The sequence below is a fragment of the Mycobacterium sp. 23 genome (assembly GCF_048287075.1).
GTDB classification, from domain to species: Bacteria; Actinomycetota; Actinomycetes; order Mycobacteriales; family Mycobacteriaceae; genus Mycobacterium; species Mycobacterium gordonae_B.
The window spans coordinates 6,811,655-6,830,796 of the sequence record NZ_JBLVUX010000005.1 but is presented as its reverse complement, the minus strand read 5'-3'; the positions used below and the strand labels follow the sequence as shown (position 1 = coordinate 6,830,796).

Annotated in this window: 17 protein-coding genes; 12 read left to right on the top strand and 5 right to left on the bottom strand. The window is 67.5% G+C overall.

The annotated features are described in order from the left end of the window. Positions 1-7 precede the first annotated feature (7 nt). Complete coding sequence (locus ACNQS7_RS32255) at positions 8-1,594, bottom strand: phytoene desaturase family protein (protein WP_418015765.1); 1,587 nt, start codon at positions 1,592-1,594, stop codon at positions 8-10. Between the two features lie 2 nt (positions 1,595-1,596). Next, on the bottom strand, positions 1,597-2,061 hold the full coding sequence (locus ACNQS7_RS32250) for an SRPBCC family protein (RefSeq protein WP_418015764.1): 465 nt from the start codon (positions 2,059-2,061) through the stop codon (positions 1,597-1,599). Between the two features lie 153 nt (positions 2,062-2,214). Between ACNQS7_RS32250 and ACNQS7_RS32245 the strand changes: the two genes are divergently transcribed. Then, positions 2,215-2,559 (top strand): aminopeptidase, encoded by a 345-nt coding sequence (locus tag ACNQS7_RS32245; RefSeq protein ID WP_310767602.1) that lies wholly within the window; start codon positions 2,215-2,217, stop codon positions 2,557-2,559. Here ACNQS7_RS32245 and ACNQS7_RS32240 read toward each other — a convergent pair. Beyond that, positions 2,556-4,337 (bottom strand): SDR family oxidoreductase, encoded by a 1,782-nt coding sequence (locus tag ACNQS7_RS32240; RefSeq protein WP_418015763.1) that lies wholly within the window; start codon positions 4,335-4,337, stop codon positions 2,556-2,558. The two genes, ACNQS7_RS32245 and ACNQS7_RS32240, sit on opposite strands and share 4 nt — an antisense overlap. Positions 4,338-4,567: 230 nt before the next feature. On the opposite strand from ACNQS7_RS32240, the gene sucB reads away from it, so the two are divergent. The 6 genes from sucB to ACNQS7_RS32210 all read left to right on the top strand — a co-directional run bounded on the left by sucB (position 4,568) and on the right by ACNQS7_RS32210 (position 11,379). Then, on the top strand, positions 4,568-6,379 hold the full coding sequence (gene sucB, locus ACNQS7_RS32235) for a 2-oxoglutarate dehydrogenase, E2 component, dihydrolipoamide succinyltransferase (protein WP_418015762.1): 1,812 nt from the start codon (positions 4,568-4,570) through the stop codon (positions 6,377-6,379). Positions 6,380-6,395: 16 nt separating this feature from the next. Beyond that, a complete protein-coding gene (locus tag ACNQS7_RS32230) occupies positions 6,396-7,307 on the top strand; it encodes a TIGR01777 family oxidoreductase (protein WP_418015761.1) in 912 nt (303 codons plus the stop codon). Positions 7,308-7,408: 101 nt separating this feature from the next. Further along, positions 7,409-8,161, top strand: coding sequence for a flavodoxin family protein (locus tag ACNQS7_RS32225; RefSeq protein ID WP_055579013.1), 753 nt, complete (start codon positions 7,409-7,411; stop codon positions 8,159-8,161). Positions 8,162-8,187: 26 nt separating this feature from the next. Then, positions 8,188-9,039, top strand: coding sequence for a hypothetical protein (locus tag ACNQS7_RS32220; RefSeq protein ID WP_418015760.1), 852 nt, complete (start codon positions 8,188-8,190; stop codon positions 9,037-9,039). Between the two features lie 16 nt (positions 9,040-9,055). Next, positions 9,056-9,715, top strand: coding sequence for an RraA family protein (locus ACNQS7_RS32215; RefSeq protein WP_418015759.1), 660 nt, complete (start codon positions 9,056-9,058; stop codon positions 9,713-9,715). Further along, positions 9,712-11,379 carry an acetolactate synthase large subunit gene (locus tag ACNQS7_RS32210; RefSeq protein ID WP_418015758.1) on the top strand — a complete coding sequence of 556 codons (1,668 nt, stop codon included), beginning with the start codon at positions 9,712-9,714 and terminating at the stop codon, positions 11,377-11,379. The genes ACNQS7_RS32215 and ACNQS7_RS32210 overlap by 4 nt, the downstream gene beginning before the upstream one ends. A gap of 1 nt (position 11,380) precedes the next feature. Here ACNQS7_RS32210 and ACNQS7_RS32205 read toward each other — a convergent pair whose 3' ends face one another. After that, positions 11,381-11,737 (bottom strand): DUF1622 domain-containing protein, encoded by a 357-nt coding sequence (locus ACNQS7_RS32205; protein ID WP_418015757.1) that lies wholly within the window; start codon positions 11,735-11,737, stop codon positions 11,381-11,383. A gap of 60 nt (positions 11,738-11,797) precedes the next feature. Here ACNQS7_RS32205 and lipB point away from each other — a divergent pair, with 60 nt between their 5' ends. From lipB to ACNQS7_RS32185, 4 genes are all read left to right on the top strand, one after another. Beyond that, the gene (gene lipB / locus ACNQS7_RS32200) at positions 11,798-12,487 is read left to right on the top strand and encodes a lipoyl(octanoyl) transferase LipB (RefSeq protein WP_418015756.1); all 690 of its coding nucleotides are present in this window, start codon (positions 11,798-11,800) and stop codon (positions 12,485-12,487) included. After that, positions 12,484-13,419: a lipoyl synthase gene (gene lipA, locus ACNQS7_RS32195; RefSeq protein ID WP_418015755.1), complete on the top strand. Its 936-nt coding sequence runs from the start codon at positions 12,484-12,486 to the stop codon at positions 13,417-13,419. The genes lipB and lipA overlap by 4 nt, the downstream gene beginning before the upstream one ends. 26 nt (positions 13,420-13,445) lie before the next feature. Then, positions 13,446-14,198 carry a DUF4191 domain-containing protein gene (locus tag ACNQS7_RS32190; protein WP_065043711.1) on the top strand — a complete coding sequence of 251 codons (753 nt, stop codon included), beginning with the start codon at positions 13,446-13,448 and terminating at the stop codon, positions 14,196-14,198. A gap of 378 nt (positions 14,199-14,576) precedes the next feature. Continuing rightward, on the top strand, positions 14,577-16,913 hold the full coding sequence (locus tag ACNQS7_RS32185) for a PE family protein (RefSeq protein WP_418015754.1): 2,337 nt from the start codon (positions 14,577-14,579) through the stop codon (positions 16,911-16,913). A gap of 3 nt (positions 16,914-16,916) precedes the next feature. On the opposite strand, the gene ACNQS7_RS32180 is transcribed toward ACNQS7_RS32185, so the two are convergent. Continuing rightward, a complete protein-coding gene (locus ACNQS7_RS32180) occupies positions 16,917-17,339 on the bottom strand; it encodes an RDD family protein (RefSeq protein ID WP_418015753.1) in 423 nt (140 codons plus the stop codon). A 228-nt stretch (positions 17,340-17,567) separates the two neighbouring features. Here ACNQS7_RS32180 and glnA point away from each other — a divergent pair, with 228 nt between their 5' ends. Continuing rightward, on the top strand, positions 17,568-19,004 hold the full coding sequence (gene glnA / locus ACNQS7_RS32175; RefSeq protein ID WP_055577234.1) for a type I glutamate--ammonia ligase: 1,437 nt from the start codon (positions 17,568-17,570) through the stop codon (positions 19,002-19,004). The last annotated feature ends 138 nt before the right edge of the window (positions 19,005-19,142 follow it).

Here is a 19,142-nt window from a genome sequence, read left to right as displayed (position 1 = left end):
CCGAGCTTCAGCTCGTCAGCAACGACCGCACAACTCGGTTCGCCTGGCGACGGGGCCACCCGTGCCAGCCGTCGGCCGCCAGCGCCGCCTTGGCCGCGTTGCGCCCACACGCGCCGTGCACCGAACCGCCCGGCGTCGCCGACGCACTGCCCAGGTAGAGCCGTTCGACCGGTGTTTCGGCCCGGCCCATACCAGGAGCGGGCCGGAAGAACAGCATCTGCTGCAACTGCGCGGTGCCGCCGTTGAGCGCACCCATGTGCAGATTGGCATCGCTGGCCTCCAGGTCCGAGGGCCGCTGCACGAACCGGTGCAGGACCCGCGCCCCGAAGCCGGGCGCGTGGTCCTCGATGACGTCGTCCATCGTCTGGGCTAGCCGCTCGGCCGAGTCGTCGTTGTCGACGTTGCGCGGCAAATGCGTGTAGGCCCAAACACTTTCGGTTCCCTCGGGCGACCGGCTCGGGTCCGCTGTAGTGGTCTGACCCAGCAGTATGAACGGGCGCCGCGGCACCACCCGGGTATTGATGTCGGCCATCCAGCGGATAAGGCCGTGCCCGTCGGCGCCCAGGTGCACCGTGCCCACGTCCTGCAGGTTCCCGGCTCGCCATGGAATCAGGCCGTCCAGCGCGTAATTGGCCTTCACCACCGGTGGATCCCAGACGAAGTGCTCCAGGTCGCTCAACAACGTACGTGGCAGCGCGTCGGCGGGCAGCATGTCGCAGAACAACCGCGGCGCACTCACGTCGGCGATGACCGCCCGGCGGGCGCTGACCGTACGCCCCTCGGCCGTAATCACCCCCACTGCCCGGCCCCCGCGTACCTGAATACGGGAAACATTGTGGCCGTATTCGATTCGGGCACCCGCCGAACATGCGCGACTCACCAGAGCCGCGGTCAGCTGACCGGAACCGCCGACGGGTACCGGCCAGCCGCTGTCCTGGGCCAGCATGCACATCAGGAAACCCATCATGCCGCTACCGGGTGCATCCAGCGGAATATCGGCGTGCAGCGCGTTGCCCAGCAACATGGTCTTCGGGGCCGCACCGCTGAAAAGCCGATCGACCATCGTATTGGCGGGCTGCACAAGCAGATTCGCGAGCCGGATCGCCTCGGCGGTACCCAGCTTGGCGAGCAGTTGAGCAATGGGCAGCATCGGCGGGAAGGGCGCCAGCAGCGCTTTCATCAGCGGCGTTTTGATCTGGTCCCACAACGCGACGGCCCGCCACCAGTTGTCGCCGTCGACGCGCTCCCGGCGCTCGAACTCCGCCGCGGTGCGGGCCGGGTCATGGTAAATGACCGCGGGGTCCTCATCGGACCCAGCGAGCGGATGACCCACCACCGCGGGCGCGTGCGACCACCGCAACCCGTGGTCTTCCAACTGCAGGGCCGCGATGGCCGGTGAGGCCACCGTCATCGGATAGAACGAGCTGAACAGGTCGGTGATGTAGCCCGGCGTCAGTTCGGCGCTACGCACCGCCCCGCCGGGCTGCTGCTGCGCTTCCAGCACCAGCACATCCCAGCCGACATCGGCCAGCATCGACGCGGCGACCAGGCCGTGGTGTCCGGCGCCGATAACCACCGCATCGACCGCGTCCATTGCTACTTGACCTGGCTGGGCTTGAGTCGTTCGGCCAGGGCCCCGAGGCGCCATAGGCACTCACGATTGCGGGGGTAGACCGCCGCCAGCGCCATCCGGTCGGGCAGCAGGCGGGCCGGCCCGGTGACCGGCACCTCGATCATCTCGATCCGGCACCCGTCCGGAATATCGCTGAGCCGCAGAGTTATTCGCGCGGCCCCGAACAAGCCGACCCGGGCTTTCAACACCAGTTCCGCACCCGGTGTGCAGCTTTCGACCTCTGTCTTGTCGTCGATCACCAGGGGCCACACCCCGACCGAGTGCTTGATCGCCGAGCCGGGCTCCGGCCAGTTCGAGTCGACGGCCCGGGTCCGGCTGTTTCCGACCACCCACTGCGTGTAGGTCCAGCCGTTGGCCATGACGTCCCACACCGCCTGGCGCGACGCCGACACGTCTCGGATAGTGGTCAATTCCTTCGTCAAAGTCATGACAAGTCCTTCCGCGTTGGAATCATCAACGCGGAGTACCCCGGCCGCCGGAAAGTACCGCTTAATGGGTTCTGGCAAACATTGCAGCGTTTAGCTCGAAACCGTCGCGGCTACTACAGCAGCAGCAAGATCCTCCTCGGGAAAGGCCGAAAAGTGACTGTACGACGGTTAATCATCGCGGTGAGTGCCGTGCTGTTGGTAGCCGGCGTGATCGGGTTGCTGGTGCCCGTCCAGGTGTCCAACAGCAACGGCGGAACGGTGTCTTGCGGCAACGGGCTGGCCACGGATCTCTCCGGAGCCCGGGCCGCCAATGACCGCAATGGCGCCAACATCCCGATCCTTAACCAGATCATTCCGCACACCGACTTCGTGGCTCAGTGTGAGTCCGCGGTGTCGAGCCGGCGGATGTGGACGATCCCGTTGACGGTGATCGGCATCGTCGGTGTCGCCGGGGCGCTGCTGGTACGGCGCACCCGGGGCGCGCCGGTCGACGTTTAGATCACCTTCATCCGCGCTGTGCTGCGCAGTGCCTGCGGCAGCACCCGCGACACCCCATAGAGCGCGTAGGCCTCGAAAGTGACCGGCCGGATCGGCTTGTTCTTCTTGACGGCGGACACGATCGCGTTGGCGACCTTGTCCGGCCCGTAGCTGCGCAGGTCGAACATCTTGTCCAGCTGTCCGCGCCGGCCGTCGACGACTTCGTCGTCCTTGCCGCCGGCACTGAACTGGGTGGTGGCGATGATGTTGGTGTCGATGACGCCGGGGCAGATCGTGGTCAGGCCGACGTCGGCGGCGTCGAGTTCGGCCCGCAGGCAATCGGAGAACATGAACGTCGCCGCCTTGGACGTGCAGTACGCGCTCAGCGACTGCAGCGGGGCGTAGGCCGCCATCGACGACACGTTGACGATGTGCCCCCCGGTGCCGCGCTCGACCAGACGCTTGCCGAACGCCCGGCAACCGTTGACGACCCCGCCGAGGTTGACGTCGAGCACCCGGTCGAACTGCTCGGGCGGGGTGTCGAGAAATCCGCCCGCCTGGCCGATGCCGGCGTTGTTGACGACGATGTCGGGCAGGCCGTGCTCGGCGCAGACCCGCTCGGCGAACGACTCGACGGCGTCGGCGTCGGAGACGTCGAGCACATAGGCATGGGCAGTGCCACCAAAGGCGGTTATCTGGGCGGCGGTCTCCTTGACGGTGGCCTCGTCGATGTCACTGATCACCAGCTCAGCGCCCTCGCGCGAGAACGCGATCGCGGTTTCGCGGCCGATGCCGCTGCCTGCCCCGGTCACCGATACCAGCGTGTCGCCGAAGTAGCCGCGGGGGCGGCCCACCTGCGCCCGCAGCATCGCCCGGCTCGGCTGTTTGCCCTCGATCACATCGGCGAAGTCGTGCACGGCGGCGGCCATCACCTGTGGGTGCGACATCGGTGAGAAATGACCGGCCCGGATGTCGCGCCGCCACAGCCGTGGTACCCAGCGGCCGGTCTCGTCGTACCCGTGCGGCCGCACGTACTTGTCTCTGGTGTTGACGACGAGCTGCACCGGTGTGTCGATGACGCGCACACCCTGCCGGCGGAACTTCCCGGAAAACGAGCGCCAGTAGTTGGCGGGGTAGGTCTTCACCGACGTGGCCGCGTCGCTGGGCAACTTCTCGGAATGGTGAATCTGCTCGACGGGGATGTTGTCGACGATGCTGCGCCGCACCGCCGAACTCGACAGCGCCAACCGCAGCAACAGCGGCGCCAGCAACGGGATCGAGAAGAAAGCCATGTAGGTCAACCGAAGCACCTGGCTGATCGCCTGTGCCAGTTTCCGGACCCGCCACGGCTGGCGCAGCGCACCGAAGATGAACCCGACCAGCTGATCCTGGGCCGGGCCCGACACCGAGGTGAACGACGCGACCCGATCTGCGGCGCCGGGCCGGCTCAGGTACCCCCAGACCGCCACCGAGCCCCAGTCGTGGGCCAGCACGTGAACCGGCTGTCCGGGGCTCAACTCGCCGATGACGGCTGCGAAGTCGTCGGCCATCCGGGCGGTGCTGTACGCGGACACCGGCTTGGGCGCCGAGGACAGGCCGACGCCGCGGTTGTCGAACCTCAGCACCCGGAACCGCTGTGCCAGCAACGGCACCACGCCGTCCCACAGCACATGGGAGTCCGGCCAGCCGTGCATCAGCACGACGGTCGGTCCTTCGCGGTTGCCCTCCTCGTAGACGGCGATCCGGACACCGTCCGCGCTGTCGACGAACTGCTGGGGTGCATGTTGTGTTGCCGGCATCAAACCTCCGCCACCTGCGACTCGTCGTCGGGAATTAGTGGCCACACCGTAGCAAGCGCAACCGTCACGACACGCAACCGAAGTCGCCGCGCCCTGAATGTGGGTGGCCGGTGGCAGAGTGAAAGGATAAGTTTTGACCTCGACATGGGTTGCCCACCCGGTTCCTGACGGTGTGGTAAGCCAGAGGTCGACCTGCGCCGATCCGACGACCGTTCGAGGAGTCAACTCAGATGGCCTTCTCCGTCCAGATGCCGGCACTTGGTGAGAGCGTCACCGAGGGAACGGTCACCCGCTGGCTCAAGCACGAAGGCGACACGGTCGAAGTCGACGAGCCACTTGTCGAGGTCTCAACCGACAAGGTGGACACCGAGATCCCGTCGCCGGCCGCGGGCGTGCTCACCAAGATCATCGCCCAGGAAGACGACACCGTAGAGGTCGGCGGTGATCTGGCCGTCATCGGCGACTCGGACGACAGCCCGGACGACGATGAGGGCCAAGACGACGCCCAGGACTCCTCCGAGCCCGCCCAGCAGGAAGCCCAGGAGGAGCCCTCCGAAGCCGAAGAGCCGGCGCAGGAGGAATCCGAGCCCGAGCCTGAGCCTGAGCAGGAGAAGTCCAGCGGCGGGGACGGCGGCGACGCAACCCCGGTGCTGATGCCGGAGTTGGGCGAGTCGGTGACCGAAGGCACCGTGACGCGGTGGCTCAAGAAGGTCGGCGACTCCGTCCAGGTGGACGAGCCGCTGGTGGAGGTGTCCACCGACAAGGTGGACACCGAGATCCCCTCACCCGTGGCGGGCGTGCTGGTCAGCATCACGGCCGAAGAAGACGACGTGGTTCAGGTGGGCGGGGAACTGGCCAAGGTCGGCAGTTCCGATTCCGGCGGGTCCTCCAGTTCCAAGCCCAGAGCTCAACCCAGCGAGGAAAAGGCGGAGGCCGAGCCCGAGCCGAAGAAAGAGCCCGAACCCGAACCCGAGCCTGAGGCCAAGAAGGAACCCGAACCCAAGCCCGAGCCCGAGGAAGAACCCAAGCCCGAGCCCAAGAAGGCTGAGCCGCAACCCGAACCCGAAGCGGCGTCGGACGGCGGCCCGTACGTGACGCCGCTGGTCCGCAAACTGGCCGCCGAACACAACGTCGACCTGTCCGAGGTGAGCGGCACCGGCGTCGGCGGCCGGATCCGCAAGCAGGACGTCCTGGCCTTTGCTGAAAAGGAAGCTGAGAAGAAGCAGCAACCGAAGGAGGAGGCCAAGCCGGCCGCCCAGCCCTCGGCTCCCGCGGCCAAGCCCGCCGCCGCGGCCGCTCCGGCCCCGTCACTGGCACATCTGCGCGGAACCAAGCAGAAGGCGAACCGGATCCGCCAGATCACCGCCAAGAAAACGCGCGAATCGCTGCAGCTGACGGCGCAGCTCACCCAGACCCACGAGGTCGACATGACCAAGATCGTGGCGCTGCGCAACCGCGCCAAGGCCGCGTTCGCCGAGCGTGAGGGGGTGAACCTGACCTTCCTACCGTTCATCGCGCGGGCGGCCATCGACGCCCTCAAGATCCACCCGAACGTCAACGCCAGCTACGACGAGGAAACCAAGGAGATCACCTACTACGACGCCGAGCACCTCGGGTTCGCCGTCGACACCGAGCAGGGCCTACTCTCCCCCGTCATCCACAACGCCGGCGACTTGTCCCTGGCCGGACTGGCGCGCGCGATCGCCGACATCGCCGCCCGGGCACGGTCGGGCAACTTGAAACCCGACGAGTTGTCGGGCGGAACCTTCACCATCACCAACATCGGCAGCCAGGGCGCGCTGTTCGACACCCCGATCCTGGTGCCGCCGCAGGCCGCCATGCTGGGCACGGGTGCCATCGTCAAACGTCCCCGAGTCATCGTCGACGAGTTCGGCAACGAGTCCATCGGCGTCCGGTCGATCAGCTATCTGCCGCTGACCTATGACCACCGACTCATCGACGGCGCGGACGCCGGACGATTCGTGAGCACAATCAAGCACCGACTCGAAGAGGGAGCCTTCGAGGCCGACCTGGGGCTGTAAGGAGGACTCCCGAACCGTGGCCAAAGCGGTGATCGCGATTGCGGGTTCGTCTGGCTTGATCGGTTCGGCGCTGACTGCCGCGCTGCGCGCGGCGGACCATGAGGTGCTGCGCATCGTGCGTCGCGCCCCGGCGAATTCCGAAGAGCTGCACTGGAATCCGGAGAGCGGCGAATTCGACCCGGACGCGCTGGCCGACGTCGACGTGGTGGTCAACCTGTGTGGCGTGAACGTCGGCCAGCGCCGGTGGTCGGGTGCGTTCAAACAGAGCTTGCGCGACAGCCGGCTGGCGCCGACGGAAGTGCTGGCGGCCGCGGTCGCCGACGCCGGTGTCGGCACACTCATCAACGCCAGCGCGGTGGGCTACTACGGCGACACCAGAGAACGCGTGGTCGACGAAACCGACGCCGCCGGACGGGGCTTTCTGGCCCAGTTGTGTGTGGACTGGGAGGCCGCCACGTTGCCGGCACAGTACGAAGGCGTCCGGGTGGTGCTGGCCCGGACCGGTTTGGTGCTGGCCCCCTCGGGCGGTGCGCTGCGGATGATGCGGCCGGTGTTCTCGGTGGGACTCGGCGCGCGATTGGGCAGCGGCCGTCAGTACATGTCCTGGATCAGTCTGGAGGACGAGGTCCGCGCGCTACTTTTCGCCATCTCCCACCCGACGTTGTCGGGACCGGTGAACCTGACCGGACCGGCACCGGTGACCAACGCGGAGTTCACCACCGCCTTCGGCCGGGCGGTCAACCGCCCGACGCCGATGGCCGTTCCGGGTTTCGCGGTGCGCGCGGCGCTCGGGGAATTCGCCGACGAGGGTCTGCTCACGGGTCAGCGCGCCATTCCGACGGCCCTGGAGCAAGCGGGTTTTCAATTCCACCACAACACAATTGGCGAGGCACTCGGGTACGCCACGGCCCGTCGTGAGCAGGATTGAATACCCTAACGGAACCCATTTCGCACCAGCGACTTCTGCGGTATCTTGCTTCCGGCGCTTATGTGCCGGCACCACGAACCAAGTGAGACCAATGGAGACCAGTGACTGCCTCGGTTTTTCATGACGTGAAAAAGGAGGGGCCGCTGTATGCACTCTTCCTCAACTGCACCCTGAAGAAGGGGCCGGAGGTTTCCAACACCGAGGCACTGTGCAATCTGCTCATCGAACGCCTGCGAGCCCACGAACCCGACATCGAAACCGAGATCGTCCGCGTGGTCGATTACGACGTGAAACCCGGCATCGGCAACGACGAAGGTGACGGCGATGAATGGCCGGTCATCCTGGAAAAAGTCAAGCGCTGCAACATCATCGTCCCTGCCATGCCGATCTGGATGGGGGTGCGCTCCTCGGTGATGCAGCGGGTGATCGAGCGACTGGACGGCACCACCAAGACGGTGATGTGCGAGCGCACCGGCCAGTTTCCGCTCTACGGAACGGTGGCCGGGTGTGTGGTCACCGGCAATGAGGACGGCAGCCACGACTGCGTCGCCAACACCTTCGCCAACCTGCTGCACTTCGGGGTGACGGTGCCGCCCAACACCGATCTCTACTGGGTCGGGGATGCCGGGCCGGGAGCCAGCTATATCGAGGCCGGCGGCGAACTGTCGCCGTATGTGCGGCGCAACGCCGAATTGACCGCGCTCAATTTGCTCTTCGGCGCGAAGCTGCTGCGGGACAATCCGTACCCGATCAACATCGCACGGCACAACGCGATAATGATGCAGCGCAACGAAGTCAAGGCGGCCGCGATGAACCTTGCCATCAGCTACATGCGCGACAACATGCCGGATTGATCGCGCGTCGGCTCAGCGACACAGCCATGCAGGGCGATCCCCTCCCCAGTATCAGCGAGGCCGAAGCGACCGGGCACATCGCCGAACTCTATGAAGACATCCGCCAGACGCTCGGGATGTCGTTCGTCAACCTGGTGTGGCGACACCTCGCCTCGATCCCAGGCGCCCTGGCCTGGACCTGGGCGACGATGAAGCCGCTGTACGCCAACGGCTCCTTGTACTCGGAGGCCGACGCGCTGCGCGCCACACCGGATCTGCCATCGGTCCCGAGGTTGCCCGCCGTGGCGCTGCGCTCGATCGGGATTGACGCTGATCACGAAAACATAATCAGGGAAACGCTTTTCGGATACGACCGGGGCAACCCGTTGAACACCGTGGCGTTCTGCGCGGTCCTGGCCCGCCTGCACGGAGCGGCACCACCGCCATGCCCGCCGTCGCATCCACCGTCGCGTCCACCGTCAGCGCAGCCCGTCCCGGGCCCGCTGAGTTTCGACCAGATGCCGCCCCATGTGGCCGAACTGGTGCGCAGGGTCAACCTGATCGGAGGCCGGGAGCAGGGCCAGACCCTGCAGGTGAGCCTGCCCAGAAATCTGGCCCGCTGGCCGGGCATGCTGGTGCTCTACTACGCGGCCCTGCAGCCGCTGCACGACAGCGGGGCGCTGCTGGCCGCCGTCGACTCCGTAGTTGCAGACGGCAGACGGCGGGGCGCCGCCGTCAGCGGCGCGCTGGGCGGCACCGGCCTTCCCGATGCCACTACGGCGGCGGCCGTGCGGGCTTCGCTCGAGCGGCTGATACCCCACGCGATGGGGCGCATGATTCCGATTGTCACTCTGCTGCTTCGGATGCTGCCCGATGGTCCCCGAGAAGATATCCGTTGAGTCGAGAGGTGAAAGCATGAATCTGACCGAGTTGGTAGCCGGTCTCGGAGTCGCCGATGTGGTCGACGCGATGACGATGACGCATGCGCACCGCGCCCACATCATCGAACTCGACAGCCCCGATCCCAGCCGGATACTCGTAGGCCCGGCAGTGACGATTTCGTATCTGCCGGTGCGCAAGGACCTGATGGATCCCGAAAAGCACAGCCTCGGGCCGGCCATATACCGGGCCGTCGCCGGACATGATCCCGCCGGAGCGGTGCTGGTGATGGCCTCCAACGGCTACCCGCACACGTCCCTGGGCGGGGGCACCAAACTCTCTCGGGTGGAAAACCTGGGCATGGCGGGCATCCTCGCCGATGGCAAGCTGCGCGACTACGAAGAGCTGAACACTTACCGGTTCGCCACCTACAGCCGCGGCGAAACAGTGCGCGCGGGCGGCAACGAGGTCCAGCCCTACCTGGCCGACGTCCCGATCGCCGTCGGCGGCGTCACTGTCGTACCCGGCGATGTCATCTTTGCCAAAGGGTCTACAGCCGTGGTGATTCCGGGTGCGGAGGCCGAAGCCATCCTGACCAAGGCGCGCAACATCATGCACAAGATGGATGCCGCCAAGGAAAGCCTGAAGAACGAAGACCCCGAGACCGTGCTCAGTCAGGGCAGCGGCGAACTGTGAGCGCGCCGGCCAACACCAGCGAACAATTGGTCAGTGCGCTGGCCGCCGAAGGCGTCGAATACGTCTTCGGCATTCCGGGCGATGAGAACCTGCACTTCATGGAGGCGCTGCGCAAAGACGGCCGGATCACCTTCATCCTGTTCCGGCACGAACAGGCCGCGGGTTTCGCCGCGGCCGCCTACGGGCGGCTCACCGGAAAACTCGCCGTCGCCATGTCGACACTGGGCGCCGGGGCGATGAACCTGACCACACCGGTGGCGCACGCGTATCTGGCCGCCATGCCGATGCTGGTGATCACCGGCCAGAAGGCGATGCACGACAACAGGATGGGCCAGTACCAACTGGTCGACGTGGTCGATGTGATGCGCCCCATCACCAAGTTCGCGGCCAAGATCCCATCCGGCCCGATGGCCGGGTCGCTGGTGCGTCAGGCGATGATGTCGGCGCTCGAGGACCGTCAGGGCCCGGCGCACCTGGAGCTGCCCGACGACGTGGCCCGCGACACCGACCTCGGTCCGTCGGTTCCATGTCGACACAGCGCCATCCCCCTCGCAACCCAACAGAGCATCGACGTCGCGGCGGATCTGATCCGGCATGCCGGCCGCCCGCTGATCATGGTCGGCGGCGGCACCCGTGCCAACCGGCCGGAGGTCGCCGCGGCCGTGCGCGCGCTGATCGACCGGACCCGGATCCCCTTTGTGGCAACGATGATGGGCAAGGGCGTCGCGGACGAGGACCACCCGCTCTACGTGGGGTGTTCGATCATGCCCGCCGACTATCCGAACTGCGCCATCCAGGCGGCCGACGTGATCCTCAATGTCGGCCATGACGTCATGGAGAAACCCACGTTTTTCATGCGGGCCGACGGCACCCAAGTCGTCATTCACCTGAATCCCTTTGCCGCCCGTGGCGACAACAGCTACTTCCCGCAGGCACAGATCGTCGGCGAGATGGCCGACGCACTGCGCCGGCTCACCGAGCAATTGGACCCGAATCCCGCCTGGGATCACGACGGTTTCCGGCGATTGGCTGAGCAGATGCGGTACAGCATCGCCCGATCGGCCACCGACACGTCGTTCCCGGCCAAGCAGGGCCATCTCATCGCGACGCTGCGCGACTTCATGGCCGACGACGACATCCTGTCCCTGGACAATGGAATCCACATGATGTGGGCGACAAGGAATTTCAACGCCCGCCAGCCCAACACCATGCTGATCGACCACGCGCTGGGATCGATGGGGATCAGCCTGCCCGCCGCCATCGCGGCCAAGCTCGTGCATCCCGAACGCAGAGTCGTGGTGCTGACCGGCGACGGTGGATTCGCGATGAACATCCAGGATCTCGAGACGGCGGTGCGGCTGCGCCTGGATCTGATCGTGGTGGTGTTCAACGACAAGAGTCTGGGCATGATCGCGATGAAGCAGGTCGCCGACGGCTACCCACGGTATGGCGTCGATTTCGACAACCCCGATTTCGTTGCGCTGGCGTGCAGTTACGGCGCCACCGGGCATCGCCTGGCAGACCCGGCACACTTCCGCGCCCTGCTCGAGGAGGCTGCCGCGGCGGGCGGAGTGCACATCATCGACGCACCGGTGGACCCGCACGCGAACATGGCGCTGATGCAGGAGATGCGATCGGTCGACTGTTCGCGCAGCGGCGGTTAGCTCACGCGGCCGCCGCCTTCGAGTCGGCTTCCCGCCACGGCCATTTCCCGGTCATTTCCACGGTCAGCGAGAGGCTGAGGAAGGTCCGGATGGCCACCAACCCGGCCAGCGCGGCGACGTGCTGCGTGTTGGGCGTGACGACGATCGTCTTGACGATGTCGCCGGCAACCAGGAATTCCAGTCCGATCAGAATCGCGCGTCCCAGGTTGTTGCGCAGGTCGCGATAGGCCTGGGCCGCGTCGCGCGCTACATGAAGGAGAAACAGCGAACAGGCGATGAGGCAGCCGACCACGATCACCGAAACACCTGCGACATCGATGGCCGAGCCGACGTGGTCCACGATCTGCAGCAGATTCATGGCAGGCAGATTAGCGGCTGGTGGGACCGTCGGACCGGTGCTTCGCGTAACGTCGCTGACGTGACGGGTTCAATCCGGTCCAGCCCCGCATCGATCGACGTACGGCAGCTCGGCACCATCGACTACCAGGACGCCTGGCAGCTGCAGCGTGAGCTGGCCGACGCCCGGGTCGCGGGCGGATCCGACACACTGCTGCTGCTCGAGCATCCCGCCGTCTACACCGCCGGCCGCCGCACCGAACCGCACGAGCGGCCGCTGGACGGAACTCCCGTCGTCGACACCGATCGCGGCGGCAAGATCACCTGGCACGGCCCCGGGCAGCTGGTGGGCTATCCCGTCATCGGGCTGGCCGAGCCCCTCGACGTCGTCAACTACGTGCGGCGGCTCGAGGAGGCGCTGATCAAAGTGTGTGGCGATCTGGGCCTGGAAACCGCGCGGGTGGACGGACGCTCCGGGGTCTGGGCCCCGGGCCAGCCGGCCCGCAAGGTCGCCGCGATTGGAGTGCGGGTGGCTCGCTCGACGACGTTGCACGGGTTCGCCCTCAACTGCGACTGCGACCTGGCGTCATTCTCGGCGATTGTGCCGTGCGGCATCACCGACGCCGGAGTCACGTCGCTGTCCGCCGAACTCGGCCGGCATGTCGCGGTGGACGACGTGCGTGCCGCCGTCGCCGATGCCGTGTGCGACGCCCTGGACGGGTTGCTGCCGGTACGGGATCACTTGGCCGGCCGCGTAGCATCGAATACGTGACTGTCGCTCCTCAGGGTCGGAAACTGCTGCGCCTCGAGGTGCGCAACGCCCAGACTCCGATCGAGCGCAAGCCGCCCTGGATCAAGACGCGGGCCCGGATGGGACCGGAGTACACCGAACTCAAGAGTCTGGTCCGGCGCGAGGGTTTGCACACCGTCTGCGAAGAAGCCGGCTGCCCCAACATCTTCGAATGCTGGGAGGACCGGGAGGCGACCTTCCTCATCGGCGGTGACCAGTGCACCCGGCGCTGCGATTTCTGCCAGATCGACACCGGCAAGCCCGCCGAGCTCGACCGCGACGAGCCGCGCCGGGTGGCCGAGAGCGTGCAGACTATGGGCCTGCGCTACGCCACGGTGACCGGCGTTGCCCGCGATGACCTGCCCGACGGCGGCGCCTGGCTGTACGCCGAGACGGTGCGGGCCATCAAGGAACTCAACCCGTCCACCGGCGTCGAGCTGTTGGTTCCGGACTTCAACGGTGAGCCCGACCGACTCGACGAGGTCTTCGAGACCCGCCCAGAAGTGTTGGCGCACAACGTCGAAACGGTGCCGCGCATCTTCAAGCGGATCCGCCCGGCGTTCACCTACCAGCGCAGTCTCGATGTGCTGACCGCGGCGCGCGAATTCGGCCTGGTCACCAAGAGCAACCTGATCCTCGGTCTGGGTGAGACGCCTGAGGAAGTGCACACCGCGCTGGCCGACCTGCACGCCGCGGGCTGCGACATCGTCACCATCACCCAGTACCTGCGGCCGACAGCGCGTCATCATCCGGTCGAACGGTGGGTGACCCCGGATGAGTTCGTCGAGTTCGCCGGGTTCGCCGAAGGGTTGGGCTTCGCCGGGGTGCTGGCCGGGCCGCTGGTTCGCTCCTCCTACCGGGCCGGTCGGCTGTATGAGCAGGCCCGCGCGGCGCGAACCTCGGCGCCCGGATAACCCGCGCATACGTATTCTTAGTGACTATGGCGAAATCCCGAACTGCTGCGGAGAACAAGGCCGCCAAGGCCGAGGCGGCGGCGGCCCGCAAGGCTGCTTCCAAACAACGCCGCGCTCAGCTTTGGCAGGCGTTCAACATGCAGCGCAAGCAGGACAAGCGCCTGCTGCCGTACATGATCGGCGCGTTCGTGCTGATCGTGGCGGTCAGCGTGGCGGTCGGGGTGTGGGCCGGCGGGCTGACCATGATCATGATGATCCCGATCGGTCTGCTGCTGGGCGCGCTGGTGGCGTTCATCATCTTCGGCCGCCGGGCCCAGCGCAGCGTCTTCCAGCAGGCCGAGGGCCAGACCGGCGCCGCCGCGTGGGTGCTGGACAATCTGCGGGGCAAGTGGCGGGTGACCCCCGGGGTGGCCGCGACCGGACACTTCGATGCGGTGCACCGGGTGATCGGCCGGCCCGGCGTCATCCTGGTCGGCGAGGGTTCGGCGACCCGGGTCAAACCGCTGCTCGCCCAGGAGAAGAAGCGCACGGCGCGAGTGGTCGGTGAGGTGCCGATCTACGACATCATCGTCGGCAACGGCGACGGTGAGGTCGCGTTGGCCAAGCTGGAGCGCCATTTGAATCGCCTGCCGGCCAACATCACCGTCAAGCAGATGGACACATTGGAATCGCGACTGGCCGCCCTCGGTTCGCGAGCCGGGGCCGCCATGATGCCCAAAGGCCCGCTGCCCAATTCCGGCAAGATGCGTGGTGTCCAGCGGACCGTACGCCGCCGTTAATTAGCGCCGCTCCGACGACAGCCCCGCAATTCGGGTATTTGAATTCAATAAGCCGCGCCTGGCGGAGATACGGCAGCGCGGTTCGGTTTCTGCATCAGCGCCAGTGCTGCTTGGGCGCCTAAACTGCGCTGCCAGCATGTTCCGCGCGGTCCGATAATGATCGCGTTGTAAAGCCAATTTACAAGGACTCCGGATAATTGCAATATCCGCCATTCTGTATAGCCGCTTAACATTGACGCCACCGCAAAAACATTTGTTTATAACGTTTTGATAAATATGTGTGAATCGCGTCATAATTCCCGTACGTTTGCGCCTGATATTTCGGGCAATTCGAAGCGACCCGTCGGTTAGCCGGGTCTCGACGGTGGGAGGACAGCAGTGTCGTTTGTGATCGTGTCGACGGAGACTGTGGCGGCGGCGGCGTCGAATCTGGCGGGCATCGGGTCGGCGGTCAGCGCGGCGAACAACGCGGCGGCCACTTCGACGACGGAGCTGTTGGCCGCAGGCGCCGACGAGGTGTCGGCCGCCGTCGCGGCGCTGTTCAACGGGCACGGCGAGATGTATCGCGCCGTCAGCGCCCAGGCGACGGCATTCCACGACGAGTTCGTGCGGGCCTTGACCGCGGGCGGCGTCTCCTACGCCAGCGCTGATGCGGTCAGCGCGACATTGCAGACGATCGAGCAGAACCTGCTCGGCGCCATCAACACCCCCACCCAGACCCTGCTGGGCCGCCCGCTGATCGGCAACGGCGCCAACGGGTTGCCTGGTACCGGCCAGAACGGCGGAGCCGGCGGCCTGCTGTTCGGCAACGGCGGCAACGGCGGATCCGGAGCGGCCGGCCAGAATGGCGGCAGCGGCGGAGCCGCCGGACTGTTCGGCAACGGTGGCGCCGGCGGCGCCGGCGGAACCGGCGCGAACGGCGGCGCCGGAGGTACTGGCGGGTGGCTGTACGGCAACGGCGGATCCGGCGGAATCGGCGGGCTCGGCCTGCCCGGGGCCGGCGGCACGGGCGGCGCAGGCGGCAACGCGACCGGGCTCATCGGGACCGGCGGTGCCGGCGGAACCGGCGGACTCGGCAACGTCGGCGGTGCGGGTGGCCGCGGGGGCAGCGGCGGTGTGCTGTTCGGGGTCGGCGGCAACGGCGGCGCCGGCGGAGTGGGCGCCGGCGGCGTCGGAGGGGCCGGCGGTCACGGCGGCGACGTCTTCGGGCTCATCGGCAACGGCGGAGCCGGCGGCTACGGCGGCCAGACCGCCGACGGGGCCGCAGCGGCACCCGCCGGCGGCAACGGCGGCACCGGCGGGTGGCTGTTCGGCAACGGCGGGGCCGGTGGCGCCGGCGGATACAACATCTTCGGTGGCCCGGGCGGCGCCGGCGGCGCAGGTGGCAACGTGCTCGGCCTCATCGGCGACGGCGGGGCCGGTGGCGCCGGCGGGTACACCACGACCGGGATCGCCGGGGCGGGAGGCGCCGGCGGCGGCAGCGGACACCTGCTGGGCAACGGCGGAATCGGCGGCAACGGCGGCATGGCGACCGCAGCCGGAGGCACCGGCGGGGCCGGCGGCGCCGGCGGCAACGCGCTCACCGTCATCGGCAACGGCGGGTCCGGCGGACTTGGCGGCAACGGTGTCGCCGGCAACGGCGGAGCCGGTGGCAGCGGCGGCAACGGCGGTCTGGTGATCGGCTTCGGCGGTAACGGTGCGGCCGGCGGCCTGGGCGCCGCGGGAATCGGTGGAGCCGGGGGCAGCGGCGGCAACGCCATCGGCCTGATCGGCGACGGCGGCGCCGGCGGCGTCGGCGGACAGAGCGCTTCCGCGCTCGCCCAGGCGGCGGCCGGCGGCAGTGGCGGCACCGGTGGCCTGCTGTTCGGCAACGGCGGAGCCGGTGCGGCCGGCGGATACAACACCCTCGGCGGCGCGGGCGGCGCCGGCGGTCGCGGCGGCAGCGTGCTGGGGCTCATCGGCGACGGTGGAGCGGGCGGCGCCGGCGGGGCCACCACCACCGGTACCGGTGGCACCGGCGGCGGCGGAGGCGTCAGCGGGCGCCTGTTCGGCAACGGCGGCCTGGCCGGCAACGGCGGCACCGCCACCAGCCCCGGTGGCACCGGCGGGGCGGGCGGGGCCGGCGGAAACTCGGTCGCGCTCGTCGGCAACGGCGGAGCGGGTGGGGTCGGCGGCTACGGCGTGTTCGGCAGCGGCGGTGCCGGTGGTAACGGCGGCACCAGCGGTCTGCTCTTCGGCTTCGGCGGCAACGGCGGACTCGGCGGACTCGCGGGCGGTGCGGCTGGTGTGGGCGGCGCCGGCGGCAACGGCGGCAGCGCGGTCGGGCTGATCGGCAACGGCGGCAACGGCGGGCTGGGCGGCTTCGGCTTCACCGGCGGAGCGCACGGCGGTAACGGCGGCAACGGCGGCACGCTGTGGGGCAACGGGGGTGACGGCGGTGGCGGCGGCCAGCTCGGCGGGGCTGGCGGCAACGGCGGCAACGCCGGGATGTGGTTCGGCAATGGCGGGGCCGGCGGTGACGGTTTTGCCGGTGACGCCGGCGTCATCAAGGGCGGCAACGGCGGCAACGGCGGTCGCGCTGCCTCCGGCATCGGTTTCGGCGGCAACGGCGGCAGCGGTGGTCTCAACGCGGGCGCGGGTGGCGGCACCGGGGGTGCCGGCGGCCAGGGCAGCGCGCTGGCCGGCACCGCCGGCAGCGCCGGAGCCAACGGCTGAGCGTCAGCGGCGTAGTACCGCGGTCCTGGTCAACCGGTCCTGCAAACCTCGCCCGTCGGTATCGGTGAACAACGGCGGGACCACCAGGAAGATCAACAAACCGCGAGCCAGGGCACGGCCTATGCCGATCGGCAGACGGCCGTCCACCGCCGCCACCTGCAACCGCAGTGCGAGCTGACCCGGCGAGAACCCGAACAGTCGCACCGACACCGCACCGATCACCAGCCAGATCACCGCTTGCACCGTTGATAACAACGTGTCGGAGATCGCGCCGAAGGTCAGCGCCAGCAGCGCCAGCCCGGCGGCGATCAACCAGTCGATCAGCAACGCCAGCAGACGGCGGCCCATCGGCGCCACCGAACCCGGACCGGTCCGCGGCAGGCCGAGCGTTTCACCGGGGTAACCGGCTGGTGATTGCGGTGTCATCGGCGATGTCCGGTGACCGCGGGCACGCGCCGTTGGCATCGGCCATTCAGCGTCGGCGGTCGACCAGTTACGATCTTGCGGGCCATGGTCTTCACAATAGGGCTCGGTGATCAGCCGGGTGCTGTTGCGGCCGCTGTGGTACGTAACCTCTGCGCAACACGGGGTTGACCGACGGGCAACAAGAGCTTTCTAGCGTCGGCCGCGAATCACCAAGTAAAGGAGCCTTCTGTGACGGATAAGACGCCCGACGACGTCTTCAAACTTGCCAAAGACGAAAACGTCGAGTTTGTCGACGTCCGTTTCTGCGACCTGCCCGGCATCATGCAGCACTTCACCATTCCGATCTCGTTCTTCGACGAGAGCGTGTTCGAAGACGGCCTGGCCTTCGACGGGTCGTCGATCCGTGGTTTCCAGTCGATCCACGAGTCCGACATGCTGCTGCTGCCGGACCCGGAAACCGCGCAGGTCGACCTGTTCACGCAGGCCAAGACGCTGAACCTGAACTTCTTCGTGCACGACCCCTTCACCCTCGAGCCCTACTCCCGCGACCCGCGTAACGTCGCCCGCAAGGCCGAGAACTACCTGATCAGCACCGGCATCGCCGACACCGCGTACTTCGGTGCCGAGGCCGAGTTCTACATCTTCGACTCGGTGGCCTTCGACTCGCGCACCAACGGCTCGTTCTACGAGGTCGACGCGATCTCCGGCTGGTGGAACACCGGCTCGGCGACCGAGGCCGACGGCAGCCCCAACCGCGGGTACAAGGTGCGCCCCAAGGGCGGCTACTTCCCGGTGGCCCCCGTCGACCACTACGTCGACCTGCGCAGCAAGATGCTGCAGAACCTGATCGCGGCCGGGTTCAGCCTGGAAAAGGGCCACCACGAGGTGGGTACCGGCGGGCAGGCCGAGATCAACTACAAGTTCAACACGCTGCTGCACGCGGCGGACGACATGCAGCTGTACAAGTACATCGTCAAGAACACCGCGTGGGCCAACGGCAAGACCGTCACGTTCATGCCCAAGCCGCTGTTCGGTGACAACGGGTCCGGCATGCACACCCACCAGTCGCTGTGGAAGGACGGCAGCCCGCTCATGTACGACGAGACCGGCTACGCCGGCCTGTCGGACACCGCTCGCCACTACATCGGCGGCCTGCTGCACCACGCCCCGTCGCTGCTGGCGTTCACCAACCCGACGGTGAACTCCTACAAGCGTCTAGTGCCCGGCTACGAGGCCCCGATCAACCTGGTCTACAGCCAGCGCAACCGGTCGGCGTGCGTGCGTATCCCGATCACCGGCAGCAACCCGAAGGCCAAGCGCCTGGAGTTCCGCTGCCCCGACTCCTCGGGTAACCCGTACCTGGCGTTCGCCGCGATGCTGATGGCCGGCCTGGACGGCATCAAGAACAAGATCGAGCCGCAGGCGCCGGTGGACAAGGACCTTTACGAGCTGCCCCCGGAGGAGGCCGCGAACATCCCGCAGGCACCGGTTCAGCTCTCCGCGGTGATCGACAAGCTCGAGGAGGACCACGAGTACCTCACCGAGGGCGGCGTGTTCACGCCCGACCTGATCGAGACGTGGATCAATTTCAAGCGGGAGAACGAGATCCTGCCGGTCCAGATCCGGCCTCACCCGTACGAGTTCGCGCTGTACTACGACGTTTAAAAGACGTCTGAAGGCCGAGTAGCCCCGGACAGATCCGAGCCACCCGCGCCGCGATCACATCGCTGATCGCTGCGCGGGTGGTTTCTGTCGGGGCGTCGGTTGTGAGATTCTGCCGATGTGTCACCGGCGGCTGCTCCC

Excerpts from the sequence above, each read along its gene's own strand:
- ACNQS7_RS32255 (WP_418015765.1), bottom strand. The coding sequence starts at position 1,594 with ATGGACGCGGTCGATGCGGTGGTTATCGGCGCCGGACACCACGGCCTG.
- ACNQS7_RS32250 (WP_418015764.1), bottom strand. The coding sequence starts at position 2,061 with ATGACTTTGACGAAGGAATTGACCACTATCCGAGACGTGTCGGCGTCG.
- ACNQS7_RS32240 (WP_418015763.1), bottom strand. The coding sequence starts at position 4,337 with ATGCCGGCAACACAACATGCACCCCAGCAGTTCGTCGACAGCGCGGAC.
- sucB (WP_418015762.1), top strand. The coding sequence starts at position 4,568 with ATGGCCTTCTCCGTCCAGATGCCGGCACTTGGTGAGAGCGTCACCGAG.
- ACNQS7_RS32220 (WP_418015760.1), top strand. The coding sequence starts at position 8,188 with ATGCAGGGCGATCCCCTCCCCAGTATCAGCGAGGCCGAAGCGACCGGG.
- ACNQS7_RS32215 (WP_418015759.1), top strand. The coding sequence starts at position 9,056 with ATGAATCTGACCGAGTTGGTAGCCGGTCTCGGAGTCGCCGATGTGGTC.
- ACNQS7_RS32205 (WP_418015757.1), bottom strand. The coding sequence starts at position 11,737 with ATGAATCTGCTGCAGATCGTGGACCACGTCGGCTCGGCCATCGATGTC.
- ACNQS7_RS32190 (WP_065043711.1), top strand. The coding sequence starts at position 13,446 with ATGGCGAAATCCCGAACTGCTGCGGAGAACAAGGCCGCCAAGGCCGAG.
- ACNQS7_RS32180 (WP_418015753.1), bottom strand. The coding sequence starts at position 17,339 with ATGACACCGCAATCACCAGCCGGTTACCCCGGTGAAACGCTCGGCCTG.